We start from the raw sequence: 26288 nt of genomic DNA on the forward strand, positions 1-26288 counted from the left end.
AAGGCGCCCAAAAATAGCCGCAACTCCGACGCCAACAAAAACCGGCCTGAAGGTCCGATTCTTGACCTCCAGGCCGGCGACTCGCGGCTGCAAATGGCGGATGGGCGGGTCAGCCCAGCAAGGAATGACTGTCGAGGTCGGGCGGCGCGGGCACGTCGAGCAGGTGCAGGATGGTTGGCATCACAGCCCGGATGTCCACCTCCTGCGGCGGCAGGTTCTGCCCACCGATGTAGACCATCGCATCGTCGTAGGTATGCATGCCGACCATCATCTTGTCCTTATAGGTGAACGTCTCTTTGGCCAGGGCGCCCTTCGGGTCGTAGCCATTGGCCGGCGCGAGAATGATGTCGGCCGCGCGGTCAAGATAAGGCCCGTGGTAGATTTCCTCACGCCGGTAGGCCTTGAGCAGCAGGCGCTCGCCGCTGGCGGGATCGGTCAGCGCCTCCGCACCTTGAATCAGCTCATCGCGCAGGCGCTCGTACTCCGCGCCCGGCGCCACACGCCCATCCTTTTCGCGACCTTTCAGGTTGATGAAAATACGCCCCGGATCCAGGCTGTAGGCCAACGACGCCGGCGCCAGCGCGGTCAGATCAGGCCCCTTGATCTGCTCCGGCGGCTTGCTCAGCTTCAGATAACCCGCCTGCGCCAGCCAGTGGTTGTAGAAAACTTCCTGCTTGATCGAACAAAAGCCATGATCCGACATCAGCATCAACGTGGTGTCTGCGTCCAGTTTGGCGCGCACCTGGCCGATGGCCTCGTCAATGCGGCGATAGACATCGAAAAAGGCCGGCGCCCACACCGGGTCGTTCTGTTCCATCGGCTCGAAGTAGAAATGATGCAGGCGGTCGGTCTCCATGATGACCAGCATGAAGTAGTCCCAGTCTTCATTTTCCAGCAGGTAGAACATGGTGCGCACACGCTTTTCCAGCGCGTCGAGAATGTCAGCCATGCCCGCCTCGCGGCTCGCGCGGGCCTTCCAGGGATCGGTATCCACCCTGTATTCCAGGCGCTGCAGCGTGGGTAACAGCGATTCGGGATAGACGGTCTTGTCCAGGCTGGGGCTGAGAAAACAGCCCACCAACACCCCGTTGACCGGCTTGGGTGGAAAGGTGACCGGTACGTTGACCACGACCACGCGCTTGCCCGCGCGGCTGAGGATCTCCCACAGTGTGGGCGAAAGCATGTTGCGCGCGGTGGGGATGTAGGTCTTGAGCGTAGCCGGGTCGCGATCCACGAAGCCGAAGATGCCATGTTTGGCCGGATTCTGCCCCGTCATGAAACTTGACCAGGCGACCGAACTGACCCAGGGGTAGATCGAGTGCATCGGACGCAGAGAGCCGGCGCGTGTCAGCGCCGCGATATTGGGGGTGATGCCCTCACGGATCATGCGCTGCAACAGGGAATAGGGCGTGCCATCCAGCCCGATGAAACAGACACGCTTGCGCACCGGCCTGGCCGGCGCCTTGGGGTCCTTACCCCGCAGACGATTCAGAAAACTCATCCAGCCCCCCTTGAACGCAAAGGCGCCAGGGCGCAAAGGGAAACGCAAGATTCCCGCTGTGCCCTGACGCCTGATTTTTTCAGAGGTATCCCAGCGCCTCCAGGTGCGCAGAGACGGCCTGCTCTTCAGCGGCCGAATAACCGGCCTGCTCTGGCAGCGGTTCGATCAGGCCCCGGGCCTCCAGATAGCCGATGATGGCGTCGAAGCTCTCATCAATGGTCTCCGTGCTGCTATTGACGTGTACCTCGGGATGCAAAGGCGCTTCGTAGGGATCAGAGACCCCAGTAAACTCCTTGATCTCGCCGGCCAGGGCCTTCTTGTAGAGTCCCTTGACATCACGTTGCACCAGGGTGTCGAGCGTAGCCTCGACGTAGACTTCGACGAACCGGTCCGAACCGATCAGCGCCCGATTTTCGTCACGCACCGCACGGTAAGGGCTGATGGCCGAGGCGATGGCGATCACGTCATTGCGTGAAAGCAGGTCGCACACAAAGCCAATGCGTCGAATGTTGGTGTCGCGGTCTTCCTTGCTAAAGCCCAGGCCCTTGCTCAGGTTGGTGCGCACCACGTCGCCGTCCAGCTTTTCCACCTTGAGGACGCGGCGCCCCTTTAGCTCATCGTAAACCCTGTCGGCCAGGGTTGTCTTGCCGGCGCCGGAAAGGCCGGTAAACCACAGTGTGAATCCTTTTTGAGACATTGCTTCTTCCTAATTTCTAACGATTTTGGCCGGTCTCCTGACCAGGCCTCTGCAGATCAAACCGGGGGGGTCAGTCCCATGCGATGACCGGCGCCGTCATGGTTGGCGGCACGGGCACACCCAGCGCGGTCAGGATGGTGGGCGCCACCTGCTGTAATTGCAGCCCGTCCAGCCTGCGTCCGCCCAGGTCGCGGCGCGGATCATCTATAATGAAGATGCCGTGCCAGTCGTGGTTGGCATCGTCCGGGCCGGTGTCGTTCTCGAAGGTATGCACTTTGCCGCCGCCCACGGAGCCGAGCGCGCGCCAGGAGAGATCACCGAAGTAGACCATCAAGTCGGGCGGGATATTGACGGTCTGCCGGTAGATGCGCGCTGGCGCCACCGCCGTGGTGCCCAACAGCCGGCCGTGCTGATCGGTGGTGGCGTGCAGCCGTTGGATCATCTCGTCCACAAAGGCGTTGTATTCCGCCCGCGGGATGATCCCCTGCGGCTCCCGGCCCTTGACGTTGAAGTGCATGCGCGCGTAATAGCCGCCGCTGCCCCACACCTTCGTGCGGCTCCAGTCCACTTCGCACTTCTCCAGCGGAACCTGGGCCTCCGGATATTCCTTGAGCACCAGCAAACCTTGCCCGATCAGCCACTCGTTGATACAAAAAGCGCCCATCATCGGCTTGGCGCCATGATCGGAGACCACCATGACCAGGGTGTCATCGCCCACCTGCGCCAACAGCTCACCGATGAGGCGGTCCACATGCCGGTAGTAGTCCCTGATGGCGTTCTCGAACGGATTGCCCGGCACGTAGTTGCGATGGCGAGGGTCCATGAAGGCCCAAAAGCCATGGTGAATACGGTCGGTGCCCATCTCCACCACCATGCCGAAGTCCCACGGCTTGTGCAGCAGGTGATGAAGCACCTTGAAACGCTTGTCGGTCATCCGATACAGATCGGCCAGTAACTGCGCCTTGTTGTCGGTGCGGAAGTTATGAACATCCACCTCATAGGGCGCGCCGTCGAGCACCTGGCCGATTTCATCCTTCAGTTCCGGCGGCCAGGTGAATTTCTCAGCGCCCGGCGGGGTCAAGAAACAACTGACCAACCAGCCTTCCATAGGTTTGACCGGGTAGGTTTGCGGCACGCCCACGACGACCGAGCGTTTACCAGCCTTACCGGCCACATCCCACACCCGGTCAGCCTTGACCGAGGCGCCGCTGGCGATCGTCATGCCTTCATATGAATAGTCACGCCGATTGCGAAAGCCGTAGAAGCCCAACTGCCCGGGGTCCAGGCCGGAGAGCATCGAGGCCCAGGCCGGCACCGTGATGGGCGGGTCGGATGAGCGCAGGCGGCCGAAGGTGCCGTGGGTCAACAGACGATTCAAGGTTGGCAGCTCGGAACGCCACTGCTCGAAGACCAGCGTTGGCTCTGCACAATCCAGCCCGATCACTAATACCCGGCGCCCAGTCCCGACCGCTGTCAGGCTGGCGCCGCGCTCACTTTTTTTGCTTCATCCCTGCGGATTTCTTCTTCGCGCTTGCGCGCCATCCCATCAACGAGCACCTTGCTCACTTCCGGTCGTGTAAACTCCGGCGGCAACTGCTGACCAGCTTCGAGCATCTGGCGCACCTGGGTGCCGCTCAGGGACACATGATACTTCTTGTCGTGCGGACAGATCTTGGGCGACACAATCGTGCCGCACTGCGTGCAGAAGAAGGCGTGCTCGAAGAAGAGCGGCGTAATGGCTAGTTCGTAGGGCAAGAATTCATCGAAGATGTAGTGGGCGTCATAGGTGCCGTAATAGCGGCCGACGCCGGCATGGTCGCGCCCCACGATGAAATGGGTGCAGCCATAGTTTTGGCGGGCGATGGCGTGGAAAATGGCCTCACGCGGGCCGGCATAGCGCATGGCGGCCGGGTAAACGCCCAGCAGCACGCGCTCCGGCGGGTAGTAGTCACGCAGAATGGCCTGATAGCTCTCGATGCGCACATCGGCCGGAATGTCGTCGCTCTTGGTTTCGCCAACCAACGGATGCAGGAACAGGCCGTCCACAATCTCCATCGCGACCTTCTGGATGTATTCATGCGCGCGGTGGATCGGATTGCGTGTCTGAAAGGCCACGATACGGCGCCAGCCGTTGGCGGCAAACAGACGCCGCGCCTGCGCGGGATCGTGGCGTAGTTCCGGGAACTCAAGCACACTGGGGCGGTTCAGCAGGAAAATGTCACCGGCCAGCAGAACGTCGCCCTGGGCGTAGAGACGAGCCACACCGGGGTGCGCGCTCTCCGTGGTTCGGTAGACCTTTTCCGCTTCTTCTGGCTGGTCATAGCCAAACTTCTCGGCCAGTTGCAGGATGCCCATGATGTTGTCGGCGCCCGCTTCGGTGCGCTCAACCAGGGCAATCTCCTGGCCTTCGGACAGCGTCGCGGCCTGTTCGCTGGTCACCGGCAGCGTCACCGGGACGGTCCAGGCCAGGCCGTTGGGCAAGCGCATGTCGTCCAACACGGTCTGGTAGGTCAGCTTGTCCATGAACCCGGTCAACGGGCTGAAGGCGCCCACGGCAATCATCTCCAGATCGGAGACGGCCATCGGCGCAAGATAGACTTTGGGCAGGGATTGGGCGCGTTCAAGCGCAGCTTCGCGTACGACGCCGCGCAGCACCCGATCCACCAAAACGCCCCCGTGGGGCGTCATCTGGCGAATCGCAGCAGGCATAATGTGATAAAGCTCCTTGGAACAAGAGCCGTCAGCAAGCGGTTATAAACCGGCGGTCGGCGGCCAAAATAATACGCCAGGCAGCCTGGCGCATGTACGGGCAGTATAGCAAAGGGGCTAGGGGCTGTCAAATCAATTGGACAGGTTGGGAGAAGGGTTTTGGCTTTTCACTGGCAGGGTGTTATAATTCAGCCCAGATTCTGAACGAGGCTTACTAGTGACTTCCGAAAATATACCTGAACAAGCTCAAGACAGACTGCCCGTGGCAGAAACAGGAGCTATGATGCCAGATGCACCCGTCGCAGGGCGCACAGGCTGGCAGTTGTCATTTCCAGTCAGCGAACCGACACCGGTCACGGTGACGGACGACACGCCACCACCCGCGGCGGTGTTGCCGGTTAGTGCGGTCAACGCAGGCAATGCCGTAAATGAGGGTAATACCGCCACGAACCTGGGCAGTATCCTACGTGAACTGGTCGAAACAGTCGTTCTGACCCTGGTCATCTTCTTCCTGGTGCGGACGGTCATGCAGAATTACCGCATTGACGGGATCAGCATGGAGCCGAACTTCCAAAACGGTCAGTTCCTGATCATCAACAAGCTCTCCTACAGGCTGGGCGAGCCACAGCGGGGCGATGTCATCGTGTTCCACTACCCGCGTGATCCCTCGCGGGATTTCATCAAGCGCGTGATTGGTCTGCCCGGCCAAACGGTTGAGGTGCGGAGCGGCCAGGTGATCATTGACGGCAAACCGATTGACGAACCGTACGGGCCGGCGCCTGGCTCCTACGATGCCGCGCCCACCCTGGTGCCGGCCAATCAGCTCTTCGTTCTGGGCGATAATCGCAACAATTCGAGCGACTCGCACAGTTGGGGATTGCTGCCGATGGACAAGGTCATCGGTCGCGCCATCGTGTCGTACTGGCCGCCCAATGCGTGGCGTATCATCAGTAACCCGGTTGCGGCCAGCCCCTGAGCCTGCCCGCGTGGGCGACCGCAAGGATGCGCCCCTACTTTCAGATGTCGAGGTGCCATGGTTGCCACGGAGACAAAACACCAGACAGACCTGCCCAACGGCGGCGTTGCGCCGACCAGAGCCGGTCGCGCTGTGCTTTCCGCAGCCGCAGTGCAGAGCACGGCCCTGGGTGCAGAACTGTGGGTTGCAGCGGACACCCTGATTACGCCCCTGGCCCGAGAAGAGGCCGAACGCCGCCGCATTACGCTGCGCGTGGGTGACGTACCGGCTGCATCGGCGATACCCGCTGCGGCTCCCGCGCCGTCGCCTGACGCGTCACGCACCGTGGCTGTTGGCGCGGACCACGGCGGTTTCGAACTCAAGACCTTGCTCAAAGCCTACCTGGCCGAACTGGCCTACACGGTGACCGATGTGGGCTGCTTCAGCCCGGAAGCGGTTGATTATCCCGACCTGGCGTATGCGGTGGCGCGGCTGGTGGCCGATGGACGCGCCGCGGCCGGCATCATCATTGACGGCGCCGGCATCGGCTCGGCTATGGTCGCCAATAAAGTGCCGGGGGTGCGCGCCGCCCTCTGCTACGACCTTTCCTCCGCCCTCAACAGCCGCGAGCACAATCATGCCAACGTCCTGACCCTGGGCGCGAGCTTGATCGGCCCTGGCCTGGCGCGTCAGATCGTCAAGACCTGGCTGGAAACCCCGTGGGGCGGCGGGCGCCATGCCAAGCGCGTGGCCAAGATCATGCAGGTGGAACAGCGTTTTCTCAAATCGTAACGCAAAGCTAGGCGGAGTTGCGTGTGAACACTGAAGAACTGGTTCGCTTGATTACGCAGCAGGTGTTACAAAACTTTTCCGGCGCGACGGCGTGCGCCGGCTGCAGTGGGGGCTGCGCGGGCATGTGCGCGCAACAATGCCCGGATGATTGCCGCGTGGTGGTCAGCGCAGGCGCAGATCGCCTGAGCGCGCCGCTGGGAATCCGGCAGATTGCGCCTGACCTGGCTGCCATGATTGACCATACGCTGCTCAAGCCTGATGCCACCGCTGACCAGGTGATGCAACTGTGTCAGGAGGCGCGTCAATATCAGTTTGCCTCCGTCTGCCTGAACCCGAGCTGGGTGGCGCTGGCCGCACGTGAGCTGCGGGGCAGCAATGTACCGGTCTGCACGGTGGTGGGTTTTCCCCTGGGCGCGACGATGCCGGAAGTCAAGGCCTTCGAGGCGCAGCGCTGCATTGCGGACGGTGCGCGCGAGGTGGACATGGTCATCAACATCGGCGCGCTGAAGTCACGCGACTACCGCCTGGTGGCGCACGACATCAGCGCGGTGGTGCAGGCGGCGCACAGTTGCAACGTGTTGGTGAAGGTGATCATCGAGACCGCCCTGCTCAGCGACGAAGAGAAGGTGGAAGCGTGTGCGCTGGCGCAGGCGGCCGGCGCCGATTATGTCAAAACCTCGACCGGCTTCTCCGGCGGCGGCGCCACGGCCAGTGACATCGCCTTGATGCGCCGCGTGGTGGGGCCGGGCATTGGCATCAAGGCTTCGGGCGGCATTCGTTCGGCGGCCGATGCCAAAACCATGATCGAGGCCGGGGCCACGCGCATCGGCGCCAGCGCCAGCGTCAAGATCGTGCAGGAAAACCGAAAGTAATAGCCTATCCGAATAACTACCGTCGGGCGCCTGATCGAGGCGAATGTCAGGTTGTTCGGATAGGCGCTAAGGGCGGCGACCGCCAACGCCAGTGAGAAAGTGAGATCATGCGCAGCGAAAATCTTCTCATCGTCGCCGGGCACGCCTGGCAATGCCTGGACTGTCAAACCAAGCTATTGGCCGATCCTGTCAAGGCGGTGATCAGCCACCGTTTGATGGAGGAGGAACAGCAGGCTTTGAGCAAGCTCAGTCGCGCCGATTTTGCGACGGTGACGTCGCTGGCGCAGGCACTGCATCTCGACCGTCATGCGCTGGACGAAATCATGAACAACCCGCGCTGCCGGCTGCGCCATCTGTAGGGGTGGCAGGAACATAGCACCATGATGATTGCACGTGTGGTTGGCTCTGCCGTGGCAACCGTAAAAGATGATAAGCTCATCGGATTGAAACTCCTGGTGGTGCGCGAGGTCACGCCCGCCAATGAACTGGTGGGCAAGCCGTTGGTGGCCATTGACGCCGTGGGCGCCGGGGCAGGCGAGTTAGTGCTGATCGCCAGCGGCAGCTCGGCGCGGCAAACCACGATCACCAACAACAAACCGGTGGATGCAGTCATCATGGCGATCCTCGACTCGCTGGAAGTCGAAGGCGCGCTGACCTACGTCAAGAACTGAAGGGCGGAACATGGCTGAAGAATTCGATCTTGACCTGAAGTCCATGCAAGAAGCGCGGCGGTTGGCCGTGGCCGCGCGCGAGGCGCAGCGCGCCTTCTTCCATTTTTCACAGCAGCAGGTGGACCGAGTCTGCCAGGCCATGGCCGACGCGGCCTATCGCGAGGCGGCGCGGTTGGGGCGCATGGCGTACGACGAGACCAACTACGGCGTCCCCGATCACAAGACGGTCAAGAACCAATTTGGCAGCCGCGCGGTGTGGGAATCCATCAAAGATGTGCCGACGGTGGGGGTGCTGCGCCGCGACGAGGCGCGCAAGATCGTGGAGATCGGCTGGCCGGTTGGGGTGGTGGCCGCGTTGACGCCCAGCACCAACCCCACCTCGACCACCATGTTCAAGATCCTGATTGCGGTCAAGGCGCGCAACGGCATCATCGTCGCGCCGCATCCGGCGGCTAAGGCCTGCGCTTACGAGACGGCGCGCGTGATGGCAGAGGCGGGCGAGGCGGCCGGTATGCCCAGGGGCCTGGTCAGTTGTATGCAGTTCGTCACCCTGCCCGGCTCGCAGGAGCTGATCCGGCACTACGCGGTGAGCATGATCCTGGCTACCGGCGGCTCCGCCATGGTGAAGGCGGCGCACAGCGTGGGTAAACCAGCACTGGGCGTGGGGCCAGGCAATGTGCCGGTCTACGTGGATCGCAGCGCGGACGTGGCCAAGGCGGCCTGGGACATCGTCAATTCCAAGGCGTTCGACTGTTCGGTGATCTGCGCGACGGAGCAGGCAGTAGTGGCAGACAAGCCCATTGCCAGCCAGTTGAAGGCGGAGATGGAACGTCACGGCGCCTATTTTGTCAATGAAGAACAGGCGGCGGCCCTGGGGCGCACGCTGTTCGGCGGCGGGCAACTGATCAATCCTAAGATGGTGGGCAAGACGCCGCAGCAGTTGGCCGCGGCCGCGAAGATCAGCGTGCCGGCCTGGGCGCGCATCCTGGTGGCCCCGCTGCACAAGGTGGGGCCGGAGGAGCCGCTGAGCGCCGAAAAACTGACCACGGTGCTGGGCTGGTACGAGGTGGACGACTGGCACGCCGGCTGTGAACGCTGCATCGAGATGCTCAAGTATGGCGGCGACGGGCATTCGCTTGTCATTCACAGCCGTGACGAGGCGGTGATCCTGGCCTTTGGTATCGAAAAGCCCGCGTTCCGCATCGTCGTCAACACCTGGGGCTCTCTGGGCGCCATCGGCGCGACGACCGGCGTCATGCCTTCGATGACCCTGGCGCCCGGCGGCATCGGCGGCGCGGCGGTCGGCGACAACATCACCGTGCATCATCTGCTGAATATCAAGCGCCTGGCCTACGAACGCGCGGCGCCGCCCTCGCTCGCCAGCTCGCTGGCGCCTGGCGTGCAGCCGCTGAGCAGCGCCGCCGCCCCTGCGGCGCCCGCCGGCGGTGCAGCTCAGGGCGCAATCTCAGCCGTCGAGATCGAACAGATCGTGCGAAGAGTCCTACGCGATTTGCAAACGAAGTGAGAGCATTGGGGTTTCCTGCTTTGCAGCTATGCCAACACTGATGATTATCGGCCCATATCGGCTGTTTATCTGGTCATACGACTGTTCAGAACCGCGGCATGTTCACGTAACCCGCGATCGCTTAACGGCGAAGTTCTGGCTTGATCCAATTGTGCTTGCCGATAATGATGGCTTTCGACCGAGCGAACTGCGAAACATCGAGCGCATCATCAACGATCAGGTAGAGGTGCTAAGGAATAGGTGGGATGAACACTGCAACAGAGCTAGAACTGATCAACCTTAAGTTGGCGCAGGCAGAAATCACGAACGCTGGCATCACCGAGGACGAGTTGACCGTGCATCTGGCCGACGGGCGTACGATTTCGGTTCCGATACTCTGGTTTCCGCGTCTCGCCTACGCCACACCTGCTGAACGAGAGAACTTCGAGATCGAACGCCGCGGGATTCATTGGCCCGACCTGGACGAAGATGTGAGCATCAGGACGCTTCTGCTGGGGCGGGGGTTGGGAGAGAGTCGAGAATCACTGGAGCAGTGGCTGCAAAGGCGGCAGCAGGTAAAACTGGCGACGGCGCCGCGGCGGCCAAATAACGGAGATGACCGCCGGGAACAACGGGTGGTTACGCGCTGACAGGGATGGCGCCAGGCTTCACGGGCCGGACAGCGTCCCTGTCGAGCTTTCAGACAAGTATCGCATGTGAGAAGGAGACAATCAGCATGGCAAGTATTCAGATGATCGCCCTGGGCATGATCGAGACCAAGGGCCTGGTCGGCGCGATCGAGGCGGCCGATGCGATGGTCAAGGCGGCCAATGTGCGCCTGATCGGTAAGGAAATCATCGGCGGCGGCTACGTCACCGTGATGGTGCGCGGGGATGTGGGCGCGGTCAAGGCCGCAACCGATGCCGGCGCGGCCGCAGCGCAACGCGTGGGCGAGTTGGTCAGCGTGCATGTGATCCCGCGACCGCACGGCGATGTGGAGATAATTCTGCCCAAAGCAATGGAAGACGCCGCCTGAATGGCCGGCGCAGCCTAGAACATGGCACGACGATTCTTCACTGAGGCCGACATTCGGCGCCTGGTCAGGGAAGAGGGCCGGTCCGAACTGGTGTTGGAGCCACGCGATGTGCTGACCGCGCTGGCGCTGGACGCGGCGCGTGAGCTGGGGTTGCGGCTGGTCAATCACGATCCGCTGCCCGCCTGGTCGGCTGCGGGCAAGCGCGACACGCTGTTGCGCGGGCCGTTGTGGGAAAAACCGGCGGCCGCCGCGCCGCCGGCCCATTCTGACGACCTGGTGGCCCGCATCGTCAGCGCCGTTCTCCAGCGCATGGGCACGGCCACGGCCCCGGCCCCGGCGTCGAAGGACGCGGGCGCGGCGCCATCCCCTGGATGGCAGGATGTGCGCGTCATCAGCGGGCGAGCGGCCGAACCGGCGGCCGTCGTACCGGGTGCGGCGCCGGCCCTGGATCTGCGGCAGCAGGATATTCTGGGCGTGGCGGATGGCGGGCCGGTGCGCGCCGGCTTTTGCAGTTGGCGGGCCGGTGCGCGTGCTGTGACCCTGGCGCAGGCTGAAATTGAGGTCGTCATCGAAGGGGTGCTGGAGATCAGCGCCCAGGGGCAGACGTGGCGCGCGTTTGCCGGCGATGTCGTGTTGCTGCCAGCAGGTGTGCCGCTGCAGTTGGCGACGCCAAGCTGGGTCCGGGTTTTCTTTGTGCAGGGGAGCGATTATGGCCGATGAATTTTCGTTACGAGCGTACTGCTTTCTCGACCGTATGCAGCCGCAGTATGCGGCGTTTGTAGGCACCATCACCCAGGGCGACCTGCCTGTCGAGGGCATGGCTTCGCTCTACGTTGAAATGGCGCCGGGCAACGAAGTCTTCCGCGTGGTTGACATTGCTGTCAAGAGCACCGACGCCAAGCCGGGCGCACAGATCGTCGAACGCGAGTTCGGCATGTTCGAGATACACTCCCTGGCACAGGCCGATGTGATCGAGGCCGGGCGCATCGTCCTGCAGCGCCTGGGCCTGAGCGAGGAGGACCGGGTCAAGCCGGAAGTGGCATCGGTGCAGGTCATCACCAACGTGGACCCGTACCAGGCGCAGTTGCTCAACCGCTTCCGCCGTGGCGCCATGATCGTGTCGGGCGAAACGATGCTGGTGCTGGAAGTCGCGCCGGCCGCCTACATCAACCTGGCGGCCAATGAGGCCGAAAAGGCCGCCAACATCAAGCTGGTGCATATCTCGTCCGTCGGACGCTTTGGGCGCATGTGGATGTCGGGTACCGAGGCGGAGATTTTGGCCGCCAAAGCGGCCGCGGTGGACATCATCGGCCAGCTCAAGGGCAAGTAGGCGCGAGAAACCCGGTTTCGGCGAGAAACCGGGTTTCTACGAGAAACCGGGTCTCTGGAGGCGAAAGATGTTACTGGGCAAGATCGTCGGCAGCGCGGTGGCGACGCGTAAGTATGAGGGGCTGCAAGGCGCCAAACTACTCGTGGTGCAGCCGCTGGACAAGCACCTGCGCGCGCGCGGCACTCCGCAGGTGGCCGTGGATACCGCACGCCTGAGCGCGGGGCAGGGTGACATCGTCTGCCTGGTGCGATCACGCGAAGCCATGCTGGCCTACACCACCAGCGCCATGCTGCCCATTGACCTGGCCGTCATCGGCATCGTCGAAGCGGTGGATGTGCAGGAAGGACTGTCACTGGTCCTCTAAACTATGCTCATCGCCAAAGTTATCGGCACGCTCGTGTCAACGATCAAGCACCCGGCCTACCACGGCTTCAAGCTGTTGGTGGTGCAGCCGCTGCATCTGCCTGGGGCCAGACCGGACGATGATTTTGTGGCGATTGACCACGCGCAGGCGGGTATCGGCGATACGGTGCTGGTGCTGCGTGAAGGCAGCGGCGCCCGCCAGGTGACGAATATCCCGGATGCTCCCATCATCTCGGTGGTGGTGGGTATTCTGGACAGCGTTGAGATGGGCAGCGTTGAGAACAAAACGTAAATTCGGGTGCGAACTCGATCATTGATAGGTGAAATGGAAATCATGATATGATGAATTTGTGGCGCGAACTGCGCACCGGCCCCAATGCGCCCGAGATCATCTACACCCTGGTAGAGATTCCCAAGGGCAGCCGCAACAAGTACGAATACAACAAGGAATTTGGGGTGATCAAGCTCGACCGTGTGCTTTACTCATCGCTCCATTACCCCGGCGATTACGGCTTGATTCCGCAGACTTTCTACGATGACGGCGACCCGCTCGACATCCTGGTGATGGTCAACGAGCCGACGTTCCCCGGCTGCATCATTGAGGCCCGGCCGATTGGCATCTTCCGCATGTTGGATAAAGGTGTGGCCGACGACAAGATCCTGGCAGTGCCGGCGCGCGATCCGATCTTCACCGACTACCATGACATCACCGACATTCCCAAGCACTACCTGGCGGAAGTGGGCCATTTTTTCGAGGTCTACAAAGACCTGGAGGGCATGCGCACGAAGCCGATCGGTTGGGAAAATGCGGCGGCGGCTAAGACCGAAATTTTGCGCGCGATGAAGCTCTATCAGGATCGCTTCCACATGGGAGGCCTTTAGGCCCATGCGGGAGATCGTTCAGGGGCTGTGGCTGTTCGACGAGGTGCGCGAGGTCAACGTGTACCTGTGGCAGCGCGCTGATGGCTTCACGTTGATTGATACCGGCATGCCCTGGCACGCCTACCCCATCCTCAGAGCGCTGGGCGATGCTGGCCATGGGCCACACGCCGTTGATCGCATCATCATCACCCATGCCGATTTCGATCATGTCGGCGGCCTGGCCCAGATTCGGGCCGCGACCGGCGCCGCGGTCATTGCTCACGCGGCGGAGGTGCCTGGCGTGTTGGGCCAGCGTGTGCGCGCCCTGGCGCCAACGGTCCTGGGCTACGCCATGACGCCGCTCTTCCGCCTGCTCGATCGCGTGATCTTCAAGTATCGCCCCAGCCCGGTAGATGACATGGTGCTCGACCGGCAGATGCTGGCCGAAGGTTTTCGAGTATTCCATGCACCCGGTCATGCGCCCGGACAGATTGCCCTGTATCATCCCGAACGAAAAATCCTGATCGGAGCCGATGCGCTGGCGCGGCGCGGTGGCCGGCTCGTTCCCCCGGTAGGTTTCTTGACACCCAGTCGCGTGCTGGCCGTGGAGACGATCCGCCGGCTCGCCAAACTGGATATCGAAGTTCTTTGCCTGGGACATGGAGAGCCGATTGTCGGCGCGGCCGGGGAGCAACTGCGCGCCTTCGCCGCCATCCTGTAGGACCAGACGCAGAAAGGGTATCTTCTCAATTTGTAGGGGCGCACCCTTGCGGTCGCCCACGCGGGCAGGCGCAAGGCCATGCCCCTACCCCGGATTATAGATCACATACCAGAAAGGATTCTATGGCAGACCAATTAGAAGTCTATCTTGTCAGCGCGGCGCGTACCCCGATTGGACGCTTTCAGGGCACGCTGAAAGATGTTCCGGCCGCGGTGTTGGGCGGCGTGGCTGTGCGGGCGGCTGTGGCGCGGGCGGGCATTGACCCGGCCCAGGTAGATGAAGTGATCATGGGCCATGTGGTGCAGGCCGGCGCGGGACAGGCGCCGGCGCGGCAGGCCGCTCTCCTGGGCGGATTGCCCGAAACCGTCAGCGCGACCACCATCAACAAAGTGTGCGGTTCCGGCCTCAAGGCCATCATGATGGCGGCCAGCGCGATCCGCGCCGGCGACGGCCACATCTACGTGTGTGGCGGCATGGAGAGCATGGACATGGCGCCGTATCTGCTGCCCCAGGCGCGCAGCGGCTATCGCCTGGGCAATGCCGAACTGGTAGATGCCGTGGTGCATGACGGTCTCTGGTGCGCGTTCGAGCATCACCACATGGGCAATTCGGCCGAGTGGGTGGCGAGCGAGTACAAGATCAGCCGTGCAGAGCAGGACGAGTTTTCCCTGGCCAGCCAACAAAAGGCGCTGGCCGCGCAGGAGGCCGGCCGCTTTCGCGCGGAGATTGTGCCCGTGGAGATCCCTCAACGCAAAGGCCCGCCCTTGCTATTCGCTGCCGACGAGACCCCGCGGCGTGACAGTACCCGGGAATCCCTCGCGCGCTTGCGCCCGGCCTTCGTGGAAGGGGGCACCGTCACGGCGGGCAATGCGCCCGGGCTGAGCGATGGCGCGGCCGCGCTGGTGGTGATGAGCGGCGCCCGTGTGGCCGAGTTAGGACTGACGCCGCTGGCGCGTATCACTGGCTACGCGCAGGCTGGGGTCAAGCCGTTGGAAATTTTCACGGCGCCCATCTACGCGGTGCGCCGGCTGCTCGAACGAACGAACACCACGGTGGCCGACTACGACCTGATCGAGGTCAACGAGGCCTTTGCCGCGCAGGTCCTGGCCGATGGACATGCATTGGGTTGGGATTGGGAACGCGTCAACGTCAACGGCGGCGCGATTGCCCTGGGCCATCCGATCGGCTGCAGCGGCGCACGCGTGGTGGTGACGCTCATCCATGCCCTGCAGCAGCAGAGTAAACGAACTGGGCTGGCAAGCCTCTGCCTGGGTGGCGGCGAAGCGGTCGCGCTCAGCCTGGAACTGGTGAGTTAGGGAAAGATTGGCGTTTCCGGGCCCCCCGCGGCCACCCGATTGAGAAGATGCAGATTGGCGAGCAAAGGAGACCCAATGCGTCTACAGGATAAAGTAGCCATCATCACCGGCTCGGCTCGCGGTATCGGCCGCGCCACGGCCCTGGCCTTTGCCGACCAGGGCGCGCAGGTGGTGGTGTGTGATCTGGATGTGACCGGCGGCGAACAGACCGCGGCCGACATTCGCGCCAGCGGCGGCCGCGCGATCTTCGTCCAAGTCAATGTCACCGAGCGCGCCAGCGTGGACGCGTTGGTCAGCGCGGCGGTGGCGCGGTTTGGCCGCATTGATGTCCTGGTCAACAACGCCGGCGTCATTCGGGACCGCAGCCTGCTCAAGATGACCGAGCAGGACTTCGATTTCGTCATCAATGTCAACCTCAAGGGAGTGTTCAACTGCACCCAGGCGGTGGCGCCGCTGATGGTGGCACAGGGCAGCGGCGCCATCATCAACGCCTCATCGGTGGTGGGCGTCTATGGCAACTACGGCCAGACGAACTACGTAGCCAGCAAGGCCGGCGTCATCGGCATGACCAAAGTGTGGGCGCGGGAATTGGGACCGAAGGGGGTGCGCGTCAACGCCGTCGCGCCCGGCTTCATCAGCACCGAAATGCTGGCCGGCATCCCGGACAAGGTGTTGGAAGACCTGAAGGCCAAAATTGCGCTGCGCCAATTGGGCCGGCCGGAGGACATTGCCAACGCCTACGTTTTCCTGGCGTCTGATGAAGCAGCCTATATCACCGGGCATGTCCTGCATGTGGATGGCGGCGCCGCCATCTGACCGCGGCGCGAGTGAAGCCAAGAAGTCAGTGAAAGTCAAGGGGTCAGTCGAAGCGAGAGGGAACCAATGCCGGTACCGCCTGCGTTGTTGCGTCGTTTCTACGTCGAAGGCAGTCTGCGCAATCGCCGCGATGGTTTCGAGCTGCGGCTGAGCAACCGCCTGGCGCCCGGCACGCTGCTCGGTATTGGTCCCCTCACCGTGGATGGCCGTCTGTATACCGGCGACGATTTGCTTCTGCAAACCCGCAAGAGCCTGCGTCCGGCCGCCAACGTCTCACCGGAGCATCCCTTCGACTGGCCCCTGAAGATGGAACTGACCCTGGTAGGCATTGGCCCGCACTTGACCGCCGGCCCCCACCGCATCAACATCGGCCTGCTGCTGCGCGAAACCGGCCAGGTCACACTGACGATCGAGGATACCCTGGCGACGCCGGATCCCACCCTGCCCGCGTCCAGATCATAGAGGTTGTTTGGGGCTGGTGTGCTTTGGTGATACAATGGCACGCCTGCCGATCAGTCTATTTCACCCATCTCTCTCTTTTCGTAGGAGGAACTACACTGTGAAACCGCTCCGTTTGTTGTATGTGCTCGCTGTGGTGGCTCTGCTCTTAGTGCCGCTGGCAGCCAACGCCACTCAGCCTGCCGCCGGCCTGCTGCCCGCGCCGGCCAATTCAACCCTCACCGCAACCAAGTCGCCCACGGCGGCGTGCGCACTGTTGGATGATCCCAAAGCGCGCGGGCTAATGTCCGGCATGTTCGAAACCAACCTGCTCATCGCCTGCGGTCGCGCCGGCGAATTGGGTCAGGTGAAGTCCGAGGATGCCGCGGCCGGTCAGCCCGGCGTTCCCTCCCTGGGCGCCGATGTCCTGGTCAACAATCCAACGCTCGACCCGGGCGGTACCTCCCACACCCAGAGCGAGACCAGCATCGCCCGCAACGAAACGACCGGCACGCTCTGCTCGGCCTACAACGACTCCTACAGCGGTGTGGTCCAGGGCATCGGCTACACCGGCTTCAGCCGCTCGACAAACGGCGGCGTCAGCTTCACCGACAACGGTGCGGTGCCAACCGGCGCCGGCGGTCTGTCCTACGGCGATCCCAGCCTGGTCTGGCGTAAGTCCGACGGTCTCTTCTACATAACCACGCTGCATGCCAGTGGCCTGGGCTTGTGGAAGTCCACGGACGACTGCGCCACGCTGACCTGGGTCGGCATGGCGCATTCGGGCGCCAACGATGACAAGGAACTGATGGCGGTTGACAACAACGCGGCCAGTCCCTATTACGGCCGCCTGTACATAGCCTGGACCGACTTCACCGATGCTCGGATTCATGCGATCTACTCCTCCAACGCGGGCGCGACATGGTCATCGCCTGTAATTTTGAGCGCGTCGGGTGTTGATGTACAGGGCGCCTGGCCGGCAGTAGCGCCCAACGGTGATTATTACGTCTCCTGGGTACGTTGGAATCCCTATCCCAGCGGCCCGATCAACATCGAAGTCGTGCGCTCCACCAATGGCGGCACCACCTTTGCCGCCACGGCCAACCCACTCACCGGCGGCATCAATCCACAGGCGTCAGGCCCCACCGCAAGCTGCGGCCGGCCGGCCCTGAACGGCAATATCCGCTACCTGCCCTCGCCGCAGATCACGGTGTCGCCCAACGGCAATCTGCACGTGGTCTACAGTCGCGACCCGGACAGCCTGAACACCGGCGACGTGATTGATGTCTACTACCGCCGCTCGACCGACAACGGCGCGACCTGGGGCGCCGAGGTCAAGCTGAACGACGACGCCACGACCCGCGACCAGTTCTTCCCGACCATCAGCGCCGGGCCGTCCGGTCGCATCGTCGCCACCTGGTATGATCGCCGGCTCGACGCTGGCAACCTGCTCTTCGACTACTACATGCGCGTTTCGCATGACGGCGGCGCCACCTGGCAAGCGAGCCAGCGCGTGAGCGATGTCTCTTCGCCGGTCTACATTGACCCCAGCCTGGCATCTTGCTACCATGGCGACTACGACCAGCAGCTTCAGGACGCCGGCTTTGGCTATATCCAGTGGTCAGATGATCGCAACATTCAGAGCGGACATCAGGACCCGGACGTGTGGTTCGACAAAGAGGCCTTTGCGCCTGATTACACGCTGGATGTCGCACCGGCCAGCCAGTCCATCTGCGCACCGACCAACGCGACCTACAACGTGACCATCGGCTCGATCCTGGGCTACGTGGACCCCGTCACCCTAAGCGCCAGTGGCAACCCGGCTGGCACCACTGCTGGCTTCAGCACCAACCCGGTGACCCCGCCCGGCGCCAGCACGCTGACCATCGGCAACACCGGCGCGGCCTCGGCCGGCAGCTCGACGATTACCGTGTCGGCCGCTTCGACCTCCGGCCCGAAATCGGCCAATGTGGTGCTCAATCTCTTCACGGCCGCGGCCGGCGCCCCCACGCTGACCTCTCCGGCCAACGGCGCGCTCAACGTGCCGGCCACGCCCACCTTCACATGGGCGGCTGCCAGCCAGGCCGGCACCTATGACATCCAGGTCGCGACCGACGCCGGCTTCGTCACTGTTGTCGCTTCGGCCACCGGCCTGACCGGCACCAGTTGGACGCCAGGCACTACGCTGAACACCAATACCGTGCATTACTGGCGGGTCATGGCCACCAACACCTGCGGCGCCGGCGCCTATTCCGCCGTCTTCAGCTTCACGACGGTGGCAGCGCCTGGCGACTGCAGCGCCGGCACGACGCCCAACATCCTGTACACCAACGACTTCGAGGCGGGCGCCGGCGGTTGGACGCACAGCGGCACCGGCGATACCTGGGCGCTCTCCACCGCGCGGCCGCACAGCGGCACAACCTCCTGGAAGGCGAACGATTCGGCGACCGTCAGCGATCAGCGCCTGGTCTCGCCGGCCGTGGCCCTGCCCAGCGGCCAAAACCCGGTCACGCTCAAGTTCTGGAACTATCAGCACATCGAGTCAAGCGGTGCCACGGCCTGCTACGATGGCGCCATTGTGGAAGTGTCCACCAACGGCGGTGCGACATGGACCCAGGTGCCGAACGCCTCACTGCTGACCGACCCCTACAACGGGGCGGTCTCCGGCAGCTTTGGCAACCCGTTGGCCGGTCTGCAGGCCTGGTGCAGCAACCCCGCGCAGCCCTACCTGAACTCGATTGTAGATGTCACCAGCTATGCGGGTCAGACCGCGAGCTTCCGCATGCGCCTGGGCACCGACAGTTCGGTGAGCTATGAAGGCTGGTACGTTGACGACGTGACCGTGCAGTCATGCCAGCCCGCCGGCCCCACCCCCACGCCGACAGCGACGAGTGTGGCGCCGACCGCCACCCCGACGGCCACATCCGTGCCGCCCACGGCCACGCCCACACCGACGACTCCGCCGACCGGTGTGGAGTTGAGCAGCCTGGACAGCGGCACGCCGGGAACGAGCAATCTGTGGTTGCCGCTGGCCCTGGCCCTGGTGCTGTTGACTGTGGTGGGCATGTCGCTACGCCAGCGCAGCGCGCGCTAAGACCTCACCTCACCCCCGGCCCCTCTCCTCTCCGTTGCCGGAGAGGAGAGGGGAGGGAGAGGGCGGGTTTAGCGGCCTCACCTCACCCCCGGCCCCTCTCCTCTCCGCGGTGCGGAGAGGAGAGGGGAGGAAGAGGAGAGGTGAGGAGAGGAAGTGTGTCTTTGACGAATTCGCGGCCCGCCAACGTTAAGAACCCCAATGCGGCTCCGGGGTCTGGAACCTGGTCGCTTTCTGCTTACGAAACCCAGGCCCGTCTCTTTTTGATTCCCTTTTTTCTCGGCTCTCTGATCTTGATCGTCCTGCCGGCCCTGATTACCCTGGGCGTGGCTTTCACCAAGTACAACGCGATCCAACCGCCCACCTGGGTCGGTCTGAACAACTTCCGGGCGCTCCTGGCTTCGCCGCTGGCGCGGCTTTCGCTGCGTATCTCGCTGCAGTTCATCTTCCTGGCTGTGCCGCTGCGTCTGCTCGGCGCTCTGTTGCTGGCGCTCTTGCTGCAACAGGGCGGTCGCCTGTTCGGCGGACTGCGCGCAGCGGTCTTTCTGCCGACTATCCTCCCCGAAGGCGCATACGCGCTGATCTGGCTGTGGATCCTCAACCCGCTGTATGGCCCCTTGAACGCCGTGCTGCACGCCGTGGGTCTGCCAACGCCTGATTGGCTGCTCAACCCGACGACCGCGCGCATGAGCCTGGCGCTGATGTCATTGTTCACCATCGGTGAGGGGATGGTGCTGCTGCTGGTTGGCCTCAAGACCATTCCCAGGGTGATCTACGAGGCGGCGCGTGTTGATGGCGCCAATGCCTGGCAGTCCTTTTGGCGCATCTCCCTGCCGCTGCTGACACCCTGGCTCCTGCTGCTGACGTTTCGCGATATCGTGGTCACCCTGCAGAACACATTTACGCCGTCGTTTGTCATGACCTATGGCGGCCCCTATTACGCCACGACCTTCGTGCCCCTACTCGTGTTCGAACTGGCCTTTGATCTCTTTGATTTTGGCCTTGCCGCGGCGATGACGGTGATTCTGTACCTGTTGACCAGCCTGTTGGTGGTGGGCATTGTGAACCTGGTTGGATTGAACAGACATGATGACATCGCCTGAACCGGGAGAGGGGCATTCCCCAACGCCCCCCGTGCGCGGCCGTGCATTCGATCGCGCCGGACCATCAGCGCGGCCCAGGCGAGACCTTGCCCGGTTTGTCGTTTCGGGGCTGGTCGGGGTGGCCGTGGCGCTTCTGTTCGTTCTGCCGCTTTTCTGGATGGCGGTCGTGTCATTGCGGCCGCTGGGACTGCCGCCCCCGCGCACCGTCGAGTGGTGGCCGGCCGACCCGCAATGGGGCAACTACGTCGAGATTTTTCGCCAGGTGCCCCTGGCTCGTTACCTGCTCAACTCGGTACTGGTCGTCGCGGTGTCCGTGCCGCTGACGCTGTTGACCGCGTCCCTGGGCGGATTTGGTCTGTCACAGGTGCGCGACCCCTGGCGCAATCGCCTGCTGATCGTCGCCGTCTTCCTGCTCATGGTGCCCCCATCCGCTGTCTGGCTGTTTCGCTACCAGATGCTGAGTTGGGCCGGTCTGCTGGTCACGGTGTGGTCGCTGATTCTGCCGGCCTTTGCCGGCGGCGGACCGCTGTTGGTGCTGCTCTTCTTCTGGACGTTTCGCCGCACGCCGGCCGAGATCTACGAGGCGGCGCGGCTCGAAGGCGCCGACGCCTGGACGACCTACCGGGAACTTGCCATGCCCCTGGCCCGACCGACGGTGGCCGCAGTCGTCATGTTGGCCTTCGTTCAGTTCTGGAACGACTTTACCAATCCCGTACTCTATCTGTACCGGCCGCAAACCTACACCCTGCCGATCGGCGTGCAGATCCTCAAGCAGCTCGATGCAACGAACTGGCCGCTCCTGATGGCCGGCGCCACGTTCATGACCATCCCGATCATCCTGCTGTTCGTTGCCTTGCAACCGCTCTTTCTGAGCGACAACTCAATCGCCGCGCTCCTGGAAAAAGGCTGATGCGCAAGCTGTCTCTACTGTTGTTCATTCTATTGCTGATTTTGCCAGCTCTGTCCGGCTGTGCGGCCGCGCCAACGCCACACTCGATTTCGTTCATGATCTCCGGCAGCAAGGCGGAGTATGAGGCTTACCAAACGCTCGTAGACTCTTTCCAGTCCGCCAACCCGGATTACACCGTGGAATTGCGCTACATGCCGGATGATGCCGACTATCTGCGGCGGCTGGCCGCGGATTTCGCCGCGGGCGCACCCGCGGACGTCATGTTGCTCAACAATCGCCGCATCGCGGCGTTCGCCGATAGAGCCGCGCTGGAGGCCGTGGGGCCGCGCCTGGCCAGGAGCCAGGTGCTGAAAGCGGGCGATTTCTATCCGCCGGCGCTCGGTGCGTTCCGCTACCAGGGTGAGCTGTGGTGCGTTCCGCAAAACGTCTCCAGCCTGGTGATCTACTACAACAAGGCGCTGTTCGACGCGGCCGGCGTGCCCTATCCAACCAACGATTGGACCTGGGCTGACTTCGTGGCGGCCGCCCGGGCGCTGACCGTGGACAAGAACGGCGACAGCGTCACCGACCAGTACGGCGTTGGCATTGATCCTATCCTCTATCGCCTGGCGCCCTTCATCTGGCAGGCCGGCGGCGAGTTGGTTGACGATCCCGCCAACCCGACGCGCCTTAGCCTGGACAGCCCGGCCGCGCGCTTGGCGTTCCAGTGGTTCGTGGATCTGCAGGTCAGGGAGAAGGTGGTTCCGGACGCGGCCGCCGAGGCCGCGCAGGAGAGTGAGAGCCGTTTCCTCAGCGGCGCGTTGGGCATGTATTTCAACAGCCGGCGCGCGGTGCCCACCATGCGCACCATCAAAAATTTCGATTGGGACGTGGCGCCGCTACCCCGAGGGTCGCAATCGGCCAGCATCCTGCACAGCGACGGCTATTGCATGGCCGGCAAGAGCAAAGACAAGGAGGCCGCCTGGAAATTCATCGAATACGCTAACTCCGTCACAGGTCAGGAAATTGTAGCCCGCAGCGGTCGCACGGTGCCTTCACTGCGCATGGTCGCCGAATCGGCCAGTTTCCTTGATCCTACCCAAAAACCGGCTCACAGCCAGGTCTGGCTTGATGCCGTGCCAACCCTACGTACCGTTCCGGTCATGTCCAATTGGCCCGCGATCGAAGACACGGTCAGCAAAGAGATCGAACGCGCCTTCTATGGACAAGCATCGGTGGCGGAGGCCGCCGCGGCGGCTTCCGAGTTAACTCAACCCCTGTTCCAAAAGGCGGCCCCATGAGGCAGCCAAAAATCAATGCCGTGAGTAGGAGGAATGACGCATGAAGTACGCACGTAAGTTTTTCGGCGCCATCACAATTTTGATGGTGTTCGGCCTGGCCTTTGTGCTGCCCGCTGACATGACGAGCACCAAGACTCTGGCCGGACAGCGCAGCGCGGTCAATCTGACCGGCGCTGTCCAACAGGAGACGCCGGTCGGCGAGTTCACCGCCAGCGATCCCGTCACGCCAGTCCTGACGTCGGCCGGCCGCGATGCACCGCCGCCCGTCCATGAACCCACCTTGGATCGTGAGATCAACCCGCGCATGAATTTCAATGCCAATCTCGATCCCACCTTCGATGTGAAGGGCGGCCCCGACCCGCTGCTGGCCGTGCAAGAAGCGGCTCCGGCGGCCCAGCCCGACGCCTTCGGCACGCCGATCTTCAACTTCAACGGCCAGGGCTACACCTTCGTCAATCCGCCCGACACCGTGGGCGATGTCGGCGCCAACCACTACATCCAAATGATCAATGCCACCGATGTGGCCGTCTACAACAAAGCGACCGGCGCCTTGATCCAGGCCTTTGCTCTCACATCCCTGGGCGGCTGCGCCACCGGCAACGGCGATCCGGTTGTTCTGTATGACCAACTGGCCAACCGTTGGTTCTTGAGCGAATTCGGTTCTGGCAACGCGTTGTGCGTCCTCATCTCGCAGACGGCCGATCCGTTGGGCGCGTACTACTCGTATTCGTTCAGCATGCCCAGCTTCCCGGACTACCCCAAGTACGGCGTGTGGCCCGATGCCTACTACGGAACCGCCAATGAAAGCAGCCCGTCGGCCTTCGCGCTGGATCGCGCCAAGATGCTGGCCGGCCTGCCAGCCACGTTCCAGCGCTTCACCGCGGCCAATCTATCCGGTTTCGGCTTCCAGGCCCTGACCCCGGCCGACCTGGACGGTATGACCACGCCGCCATCGGGCGCGCCGGACTACATCATGCGCCACCTCGACACCGAAGTGCATGGCCCCAGCGGCTTTCCCAGCAGCGACATCCTGGAGATCTACGCCTTCCACGTGGACTGGGCCACGCCCGCCAGCTCGACCTTCACCAAGCTGGCCGACATTGTGACAGCCGAGTTCGACTCAAGCCTATGTGGCCTGACCTCGTTCTACTGCATGGGCATGCCGGGCGTGGCGCAGGGCAGTTCCTCCTCATTGGACCCGATCCGTGAAGTCATCATGAACCGCCTGGCCTATCGCAACTTCGGCGACCATGAGACGTTGGTGGGCAACTTCGTCACCGACATCAATGGCAACAACATCGGCGGCGTGCGCTGGTTCGAGATGCGCAAGGTCGGCGCGGGTGCGTGGAGTCTCTATCAGGAAGGCACCTATGCGCCCACCACCACGGACAACCGTTGGATGGGCGGCATCGCCATGGACGGCGCGGGCAACATCGCCGTGGGCTACAACGTCTCCAGCCAGACGGTCTATCCCTCGCTGCGCTATGCCGGACGCCTGGCCTCAGACCCGCTGGGCACGCTGCCGCAGGGTGAGTACACCCTGGTCAACGGCACGAGCATCAACGGCAGCAACCGCTACGGCGATTACGCGGCCATGAGCGTTGACCCGGTGGACGACTGCACCTTCTGGTTCACGGGGCAATGGAACGCCGCCACCCAGTGGAGCACCCGCATCGGCGCGTTCAAGTTCGATGCCTGCGGCACGCCCGACTTCACCCTGGCCGTGACGCCCGCCAGCCAGGAGATCTGCGTGGGCGCCAATGCCGCGTACAACGTGAACATTGGCAGCGTCAGCGGCTACAACAGCCCCGTGACCCTGAGCGCCTCCGGCAACCCCGGCGCGGCCGGCTTTAGCACCAACCCGGTCACCCCGCCCGGCGCCAGCACGCTGACGATCAGCGGTGCGGCGGCGGGCAGCTACAACTTCAACGTCGTTGGCACAGCGGCCGGCCCGAACGTCCACCAGACCGCCGTTGACCTGACCGTGCAAGCGGCCGCGCCAGGCGTGCCGGTCCTGACCGCGCCGGCTAACGGCGCACTCAACGTGCCCGCGGCGCCGACGTTTACCTGGAACGCGGCCAGCGGCGCCGGCACCTATGACATCCAGGTCGCGACCGACGCCGGCTTCGTCACTGTTGTCGCTTCGGCCACCGGCCTGACTGGCACAACCTGGAATGGCGCCTCGCTCAACACCAGCACCACCTACTACTGGCGGGTGAAGGCGAACAACGCCTGCGGCGCCGGCGCCTACTCTGCCGTCTTCAGCTTCACCACCCAGGCTGCGCCTGGCGACTGTGGCCCCGGCACGACGGCCAACATCCTGTACACCAACGACTTCGAGGCGGGCGCCGGCGGTTGGACGCACAGCGGCACCGGCGACACCTGGGCGCTCTCCACCGCGGCCGCACAGCGGCACAACCTCCTGGAAGGCGAACGATTCGGCGACCGTCAGCGATCAGCGCCTGGTCTCGCCTGCCGTGGTCCTACCCAGCGGCCAGAACCCGGTCACGCTCAAGTTCTGGAACTATCAGCACATCGAGTCAAGCGGCGCCACGGCCTGCTACGATGGCGCCATTGTGGAAGTGTCTACCAACGGCGGTGCGACATGGACCCAGGTGCCGAACGCCTCACTGCTGACCGACCCCTACAACGGGGCGGTCTCCGGCAGCTTTGGCAACCCGTTGGCCGGTCTGCAGGCCTGGTGCAGCAACCCCGCGCAGCCCTACCTGAACTCGATTGTGGATGTCACCAGCTATGCGGGCCAGACCGCGAGCTTCCGCATGCGCCTGGGCACCGACAGCTCGGTGAGCTACGAGGGCTGGTATGTTGACGACGTAACGGTGCAGTCATGCCAGCCCGCCGGCCCCACGCCCACGCCAACAGCAACGAGTGTGGCGCCGACCGCGACACCCACGGCCACATCCGTGCCGCCCACGGCCACTCCCACGGCCACAATCGTGCCGCCCACCGCCACTCAACGGCCACACCGACGACTCCGCCGACCGGTGTGGAGTTGAGCAGCCTGGACAGCGGCACGCCGGGAACGAGCAATCTATGGTTGCCGCTGGCCCTGGCCCTCGTGCTGCTGACCGTGGTAGGTATGGCCTTGCGCCGGCGTATCGCGTGCTGAATCAGGCCATCGTTCGACCGTTGGTCGGGCGCAGCCAGGGCAAAGGCTCAGCAGGCTGAAAGCGGAAACGTAAGATGTAAACAAGGCGCCGGTTGAATAAACAACCGGCGCCTTTTCGCATACAAAATTGAGTCTCAATGCCCAGGGTGCAGGGACTCGACGCCTGCAACCACCCATCGGTAAGCCCGCGTG

Annotated in this window: 28 protein-coding genes; 24 read left to right on the forward strand and 4 right to left on the reverse strand. The window is 63.3% G+C overall.

The window, feature by feature from the left end:
* Positions 1-109 precede the first annotated feature (109 nt).
* The 4 genes from IPF85_RS07815 to sat all read right to left on the reverse strand — a co-directional run bounded on the left by IPF85_RS07815 (position 110) and on the right by sat (position 4907).
* The gene (locus IPF85_RS07815) at positions 110-1501 is read right to left on the reverse strand and encodes an alkaline phosphatase family protein (RefSeq protein WP_343407510.1); all 1392 of its coding nucleotides are present in this window, start codon (positions 1499-1501) and stop codon (positions 110-112) included.
* Between the two features lie 79 nt (positions 1502-1580).
* Entirely contained in the window at positions 1581-2198 is a 618-nt protein-coding gene (gene cysC / locus IPF85_RS07820) for an adenylyl-sulfate kinase (protein WP_343407511.1), read from the reverse strand.
* A 70-nt stretch (positions 2199-2268) separates the two neighbouring features.
* Positions 2269-3642: an alkaline phosphatase family protein gene (locus tag IPF85_RS07825; RefSeq protein ID WP_343407512.1), complete on the reverse strand. Its 1374-nt coding sequence runs from the start codon at positions 3640-3642 to the stop codon at positions 2269-2271.
* A gap of 29 nt (positions 3643-3671) precedes the next feature.
* Positions 3672-4907: a sulfate adenylyltransferase gene (gene sat / locus IPF85_RS07830; RefSeq protein WP_343407513.1), complete on the reverse strand. Its 1236-nt coding sequence runs from the start codon at positions 4905-4907 to the stop codon at positions 3672-3674.
* A gap of 283 nt (positions 4908-5190) precedes the next feature.
* On the opposite strand from sat, the gene lepB reads away from it, so the two are divergent.
* The 24 genes from lepB to IPF85_RS07950 all read left to right on the forward strand — a co-directional run bounded on the left by lepB (position 5191) and on the right by IPF85_RS07950 (position 26096).
* A complete protein-coding gene (gene lepB / locus IPF85_RS07835) occupies positions 5191-5883 on the forward strand; it encodes a signal peptidase I (protein WP_343407514.1) in 693 nt (230 codons plus the stop codon).
* 57 nt (positions 5884-5940) lie between these two features.
* Complete coding sequence (rpiB, locus tag IPF85_RS07840; RefSeq protein ID WP_343407515.1) at positions 5941-6654, forward strand: ribose 5-phosphate isomerase B; 714 nt, start codon at positions 5941-5943, stop codon at positions 6652-6654.
* 209 nt (positions 6655-6863) lie between these two features.
* On the forward strand, positions 6864-7526 hold the full coding sequence (gene deoC / locus IPF85_RS07845; protein WP_343407642.1) for a deoxyribose-phosphate aldolase: 663 nt from the start codon (positions 6864-6866) through the stop codon (positions 7524-7526).
* 107 nt (positions 7527-7633) lie between these two features.
* Positions 7634-7885, forward strand: coding sequence for a hypothetical protein (locus tag IPF85_RS07850; RefSeq protein ID WP_343407516.1), 252 nt, complete (start codon positions 7634-7636; stop codon positions 7883-7885).
* Between the two features lie 21 nt (positions 7886-7906).
* Positions 7907-8197: a EutN/CcmL family microcompartment protein gene (locus IPF85_RS07855; protein WP_343407517.1), complete on the forward strand. Its 291-nt coding sequence runs from the start codon at positions 7907-7909 to the stop codon at positions 8195-8197.
* Positions 8198-8207: 10 nt separating this feature from the next.
* Entirely contained in the window at positions 8208-9722 is a 1515-nt protein-coding gene (locus IPF85_RS07860) for an aldehyde dehydrogenase family protein (protein WP_343407518.1), read from the forward strand.
* Between the two features lie 40 nt (positions 9723-9762).
* A complete protein-coding gene (locus tag IPF85_RS07865) occupies positions 9763-10005 on the forward strand; it encodes a DUF4160 domain-containing protein (protein WP_343407643.1) in 243 nt (80 codons plus the stop codon).
* On the forward strand, positions 9968-10351 hold the full coding sequence (locus tag IPF85_RS07870; protein WP_343407519.1) for a DUF2442 domain-containing protein: 384 nt from the start codon (positions 9968-9970) through the stop codon (positions 10349-10351). The genes IPF85_RS07865 and IPF85_RS07870 overlap by 38 nt, the downstream gene beginning before the upstream one ends.
* A 95-nt stretch (positions 10352-10446) precedes the next feature.
* On the forward strand, positions 10447-10737 hold the full coding sequence (eutM, locus tag IPF85_RS07875) for an ethanolamine utilization microcompartment protein EutM (RefSeq protein ID WP_343407644.1): 291 nt from the start codon (positions 10447-10449) through the stop codon (positions 10735-10737).
* Between the two features lie 21 nt (positions 10738-10758).
* Positions 10759-11457, forward strand: coding sequence for a hypothetical protein (locus IPF85_RS07880; RefSeq protein ID WP_343407520.1), 699 nt, complete (start codon positions 10759-10761; stop codon positions 11455-11457).
* A complete protein-coding gene (locus IPF85_RS07885) occupies positions 11447-12067 on the forward strand; it encodes a hypothetical protein (RefSeq protein ID WP_343407521.1) in 621 nt (206 codons plus the stop codon). The genes IPF85_RS07880 and IPF85_RS07885 overlap by 11 nt, the downstream gene beginning before the upstream one ends.
* Positions 12068-12134: 67 nt before the next feature.
* Positions 12135-12431: a EutN/CcmL family microcompartment protein gene (locus IPF85_RS07890; protein WP_343407522.1), complete on the forward strand. Its 297-nt coding sequence runs from the start codon at positions 12135-12137 to the stop codon at positions 12429-12431.
* A gap of 3 nt (positions 12432-12434) precedes the next feature.
* Positions 12435-12722 carry a EutN/CcmL family microcompartment protein gene (locus IPF85_RS07895; protein ID WP_343407523.1) on the forward strand — a complete coding sequence of 96 codons (288 nt, stop codon included), beginning with the start codon at positions 12435-12437 and terminating at the stop codon, positions 12720-12722.
* A gap of 47 nt (positions 12723-12769) precedes the next feature.
* Positions 12770-13312, forward strand: a complete 543-nt coding sequence (locus tag IPF85_RS07900; RefSeq protein ID WP_343407524.1) for an inorganic diphosphatase — start codon at positions 12770-12772, stop codon at positions 13310-13312.
* A 4-nt stretch (positions 13313-13316) separates the two neighbouring features.
* The gene (locus IPF85_RS07905; protein ID WP_343407525.1) at positions 13317-14012 is read left to right on the forward strand and encodes an MBL fold metallo-hydrolase; all 696 of its coding nucleotides are present in this window, start codon (positions 13317-13319) and stop codon (positions 14010-14012) included.
* A gap of 122 nt (positions 14013-14134) precedes the next feature.
* The gene (locus tag IPF85_RS07910; RefSeq protein ID WP_343407526.1) at positions 14135-15328 is read left to right on the forward strand and encodes an acetyl-CoA C-acetyltransferase; all 1194 of its coding nucleotides are present in this window, start codon (positions 14135-14137) and stop codon (positions 15326-15328) included.
* A 75-nt stretch (positions 15329-15403) separates the two neighbouring features.
* Positions 15404-16144 (forward strand): 3-oxoacyl-ACP reductase FabG, encoded by a 741-nt coding sequence (gene fabG, locus IPF85_RS07915; RefSeq protein ID WP_343407527.1) that lies wholly within the window; start codon positions 15404-15406, stop codon positions 16142-16144.
* A 66-nt stretch (positions 16145-16210) separates the two neighbouring features.
* Positions 16211-16606: a hypothetical protein gene (locus IPF85_RS07920; RefSeq protein ID WP_343407528.1), complete on the forward strand. Its 396-nt coding sequence runs from the start codon at positions 16211-16213 to the stop codon at positions 16604-16606.
* A 97-nt stretch (positions 16607-16703) separates the two neighbouring features.
* Positions 16704-19676 carry a hypothetical protein gene (locus IPF85_RS07925; RefSeq protein WP_343407529.1) on the forward strand — a complete coding sequence of 991 codons (2973 nt, stop codon included), beginning with the start codon at positions 16704-16706 and terminating at the stop codon, positions 19674-19676.
* A gap of 155 nt (positions 19677-19831) precedes the next feature.
* Positions 19832-20776 carry a sugar ABC transporter permease gene (locus IPF85_RS07930; RefSeq protein WP_343407530.1) on the forward strand — a complete coding sequence of 315 codons (945 nt, stop codon included), beginning with the start codon at positions 19832-19834 and terminating at the stop codon, positions 20774-20776.
* A complete protein-coding gene (locus IPF85_RS07935; RefSeq protein ID WP_343407531.1) occupies positions 20760-21686 on the forward strand; it encodes a carbohydrate ABC transporter permease in 927 nt (308 codons plus the stop codon). Before IPF85_RS07930 ends, IPF85_RS07935 begins: the two co-directional genes overlap by 17 nt.
* Positions 21686-22966: a sugar ABC transporter substrate-binding protein gene (locus IPF85_RS07940; RefSeq protein WP_343407532.1), complete on the forward strand. Its 1281-nt coding sequence runs from the start codon at positions 21686-21688 to the stop codon at positions 22964-22966. The genes IPF85_RS07935 and IPF85_RS07940 overlap by 1 nt, the downstream gene beginning before the upstream one ends.
* A gap of 40 nt (positions 22967-23006) precedes the next feature.
* Positions 23007-25796 carry a hypothetical protein gene (locus IPF85_RS07945; RefSeq protein ID WP_343407533.1) on the forward strand — a complete coding sequence of 930 codons (2790 nt, stop codon included), beginning with the start codon at positions 23007-23009 and terminating at the stop codon, positions 25794-25796.
* Positions 25797-25814: 18 nt separating this feature from the next.
* A complete protein-coding gene (locus IPF85_RS07950; protein ID WP_343407534.1) occupies positions 25815-26096 on the forward strand; it encodes a hypothetical protein in 282 nt (93 codons plus the stop codon).
* The last annotated feature ends 192 nt before the right edge of the window (positions 26097-26288 follow it).

Source organism: Candidatus Amarolinea dominans (genome assembly GCF_016704685.1).
GTDB lineage: Bacteria > Chloroflexota > Anaerolineae > SSC4 > Amarolineaceae > Amarolinea > Amarolinea dominans.

Coding starts and splice junctions, on each gene's coding strand:
- IPF85_RS07905 (WP_343407525.1), top strand. CDS start 13,317: ATGCGGGAGATCGTTCAGGGGCTGTGGCTGTTCGACGAGGTGCGCGAG.
- rpiB (WP_343407515.1), top strand. CDS start 5,941: ATGGTTGCCACGGAGACAAAACACCAGACAGACCTGCCCAACGGCGGC.
- fabG (WP_343407527.1), top strand. CDS start 15,404: ATGCGTCTACAGGATAAAGTAGCCATCATCACCGGCTCGGCTCGCGGT.
- IPF85_RS07850 (WP_343407516.1), top strand. CDS start 7,634: ATGCGCAGCGAAAATCTTCTCATCGTCGCCGGGCACGCCTGGCAATGC.
- sat (WP_343407513.1), bottom strand. CDS start 4,907: ATGCCTGCTGCGATTCGCCAGATGACGCCCCACGGGGGCGTTTTGGTG.
- IPF85_RS07920 (WP_343407528.1), top strand. CDS start 16,211: ATGCCGGTACCGCCTGCGTTGTTGCGTCGTTTCTACGTCGAAGGCAGT.
- IPF85_RS07945 (WP_343407533.1), top strand. CDS start 23,007: ATGAAGTACGCACGTAAGTTTTTCGGCGCCATCACAATTTTGATGGTG.
- IPF85_RS07950 (WP_343407534.1), top strand. CDS start 25,815: ATGCCAGCCCGCCGGCCCCACGCCCACGCCAACAGCAACGAGTGTGGC.
- IPF85_RS07855 (WP_343407517.1), top strand. CDS start 7,907: ATGATGATTGCACGTGTGGTTGGCTCTGCCGTGGCAACCGTAAAAGAT.
- cysC (WP_343407511.1), bottom strand. CDS start 2,198: ATGTCTCAAAAAGGATTCACACTGTGGTTTACCGGCCTTTCCGGCGCC.
- IPF85_RS07870 (WP_343407519.1), top strand. CDS start 9,968: ATGAACACTGCAACAGAGCTAGAACTGATCAACCTTAAGTTGGCGCAG.
- IPF85_RS07910 (WP_343407526.1), top strand. CDS start 14,135: ATGGCAGACCAATTAGAAGTCTATCTTGTCAGCGCGGCGCGTACCCCG.
- IPF85_RS07935 (WP_343407531.1), top strand. CDS start 20,760: ATGATGACATCGCCTGAACCGGGAGAGGGGCATTCCCCAACGCCCCCC.
- IPF85_RS07815 (WP_343407510.1), bottom strand. CDS start 1,501: ATGAGTTTTCTGAATCGTCTGCGGGGTAAGGACCCCAAGGCGCCGGCC.
- IPF85_RS07940 (WP_343407532.1), top strand. CDS start 21,686: ATGCGCAAGCTGTCTCTACTGTTGTTCATTCTATTGCTGATTTTGCCA.
- IPF85_RS07890 (WP_343407522.1), top strand. CDS start 12,135: ATGTTACTGGGCAAGATCGTCGGCAGCGCGGTGGCGACGCGTAAGTAT.
- IPF85_RS07885 (WP_343407521.1), top strand. CDS start 11,447: ATGGCCGATGAATTTTCGTTACGAGCGTACTGCTTTCTCGACCGTATG.
- IPF85_RS07880 (WP_343407520.1), top strand. CDS start 10,759: ATGGCACGACGATTCTTCACTGAGGCCGACATTCGGCGCCTGGTCAGG.
- IPF85_RS07860 (WP_343407518.1), top strand. CDS start 8,208: ATGGCTGAAGAATTCGATCTTGACCTGAAGTCCATGCAAGAAGCGCGG.
- IPF85_RS07895 (WP_343407523.1), top strand. CDS start 12,435: ATGCTCATCGCCAAAGTTATCGGCACGCTCGTGTCAACGATCAAGCAC.
- IPF85_RS07865 (WP_343407643.1), top strand. CDS start 9,763: ATGATTATCGGCCCATATCGGCTGTTTATCTGGTCATACGACTGTTCA.
- IPF85_RS07900 (WP_343407524.1), top strand. CDS start 12,770: ATGATGAATTTGTGGCGCGAACTGCGCACCGGCCCCAATGCGCCCGAG.
- lepB (WP_343407514.1), top strand. CDS start 5,191: ATGCCAGATGCACCCGTCGCAGGGCGCACAGGCTGGCAGTTGTCATTT.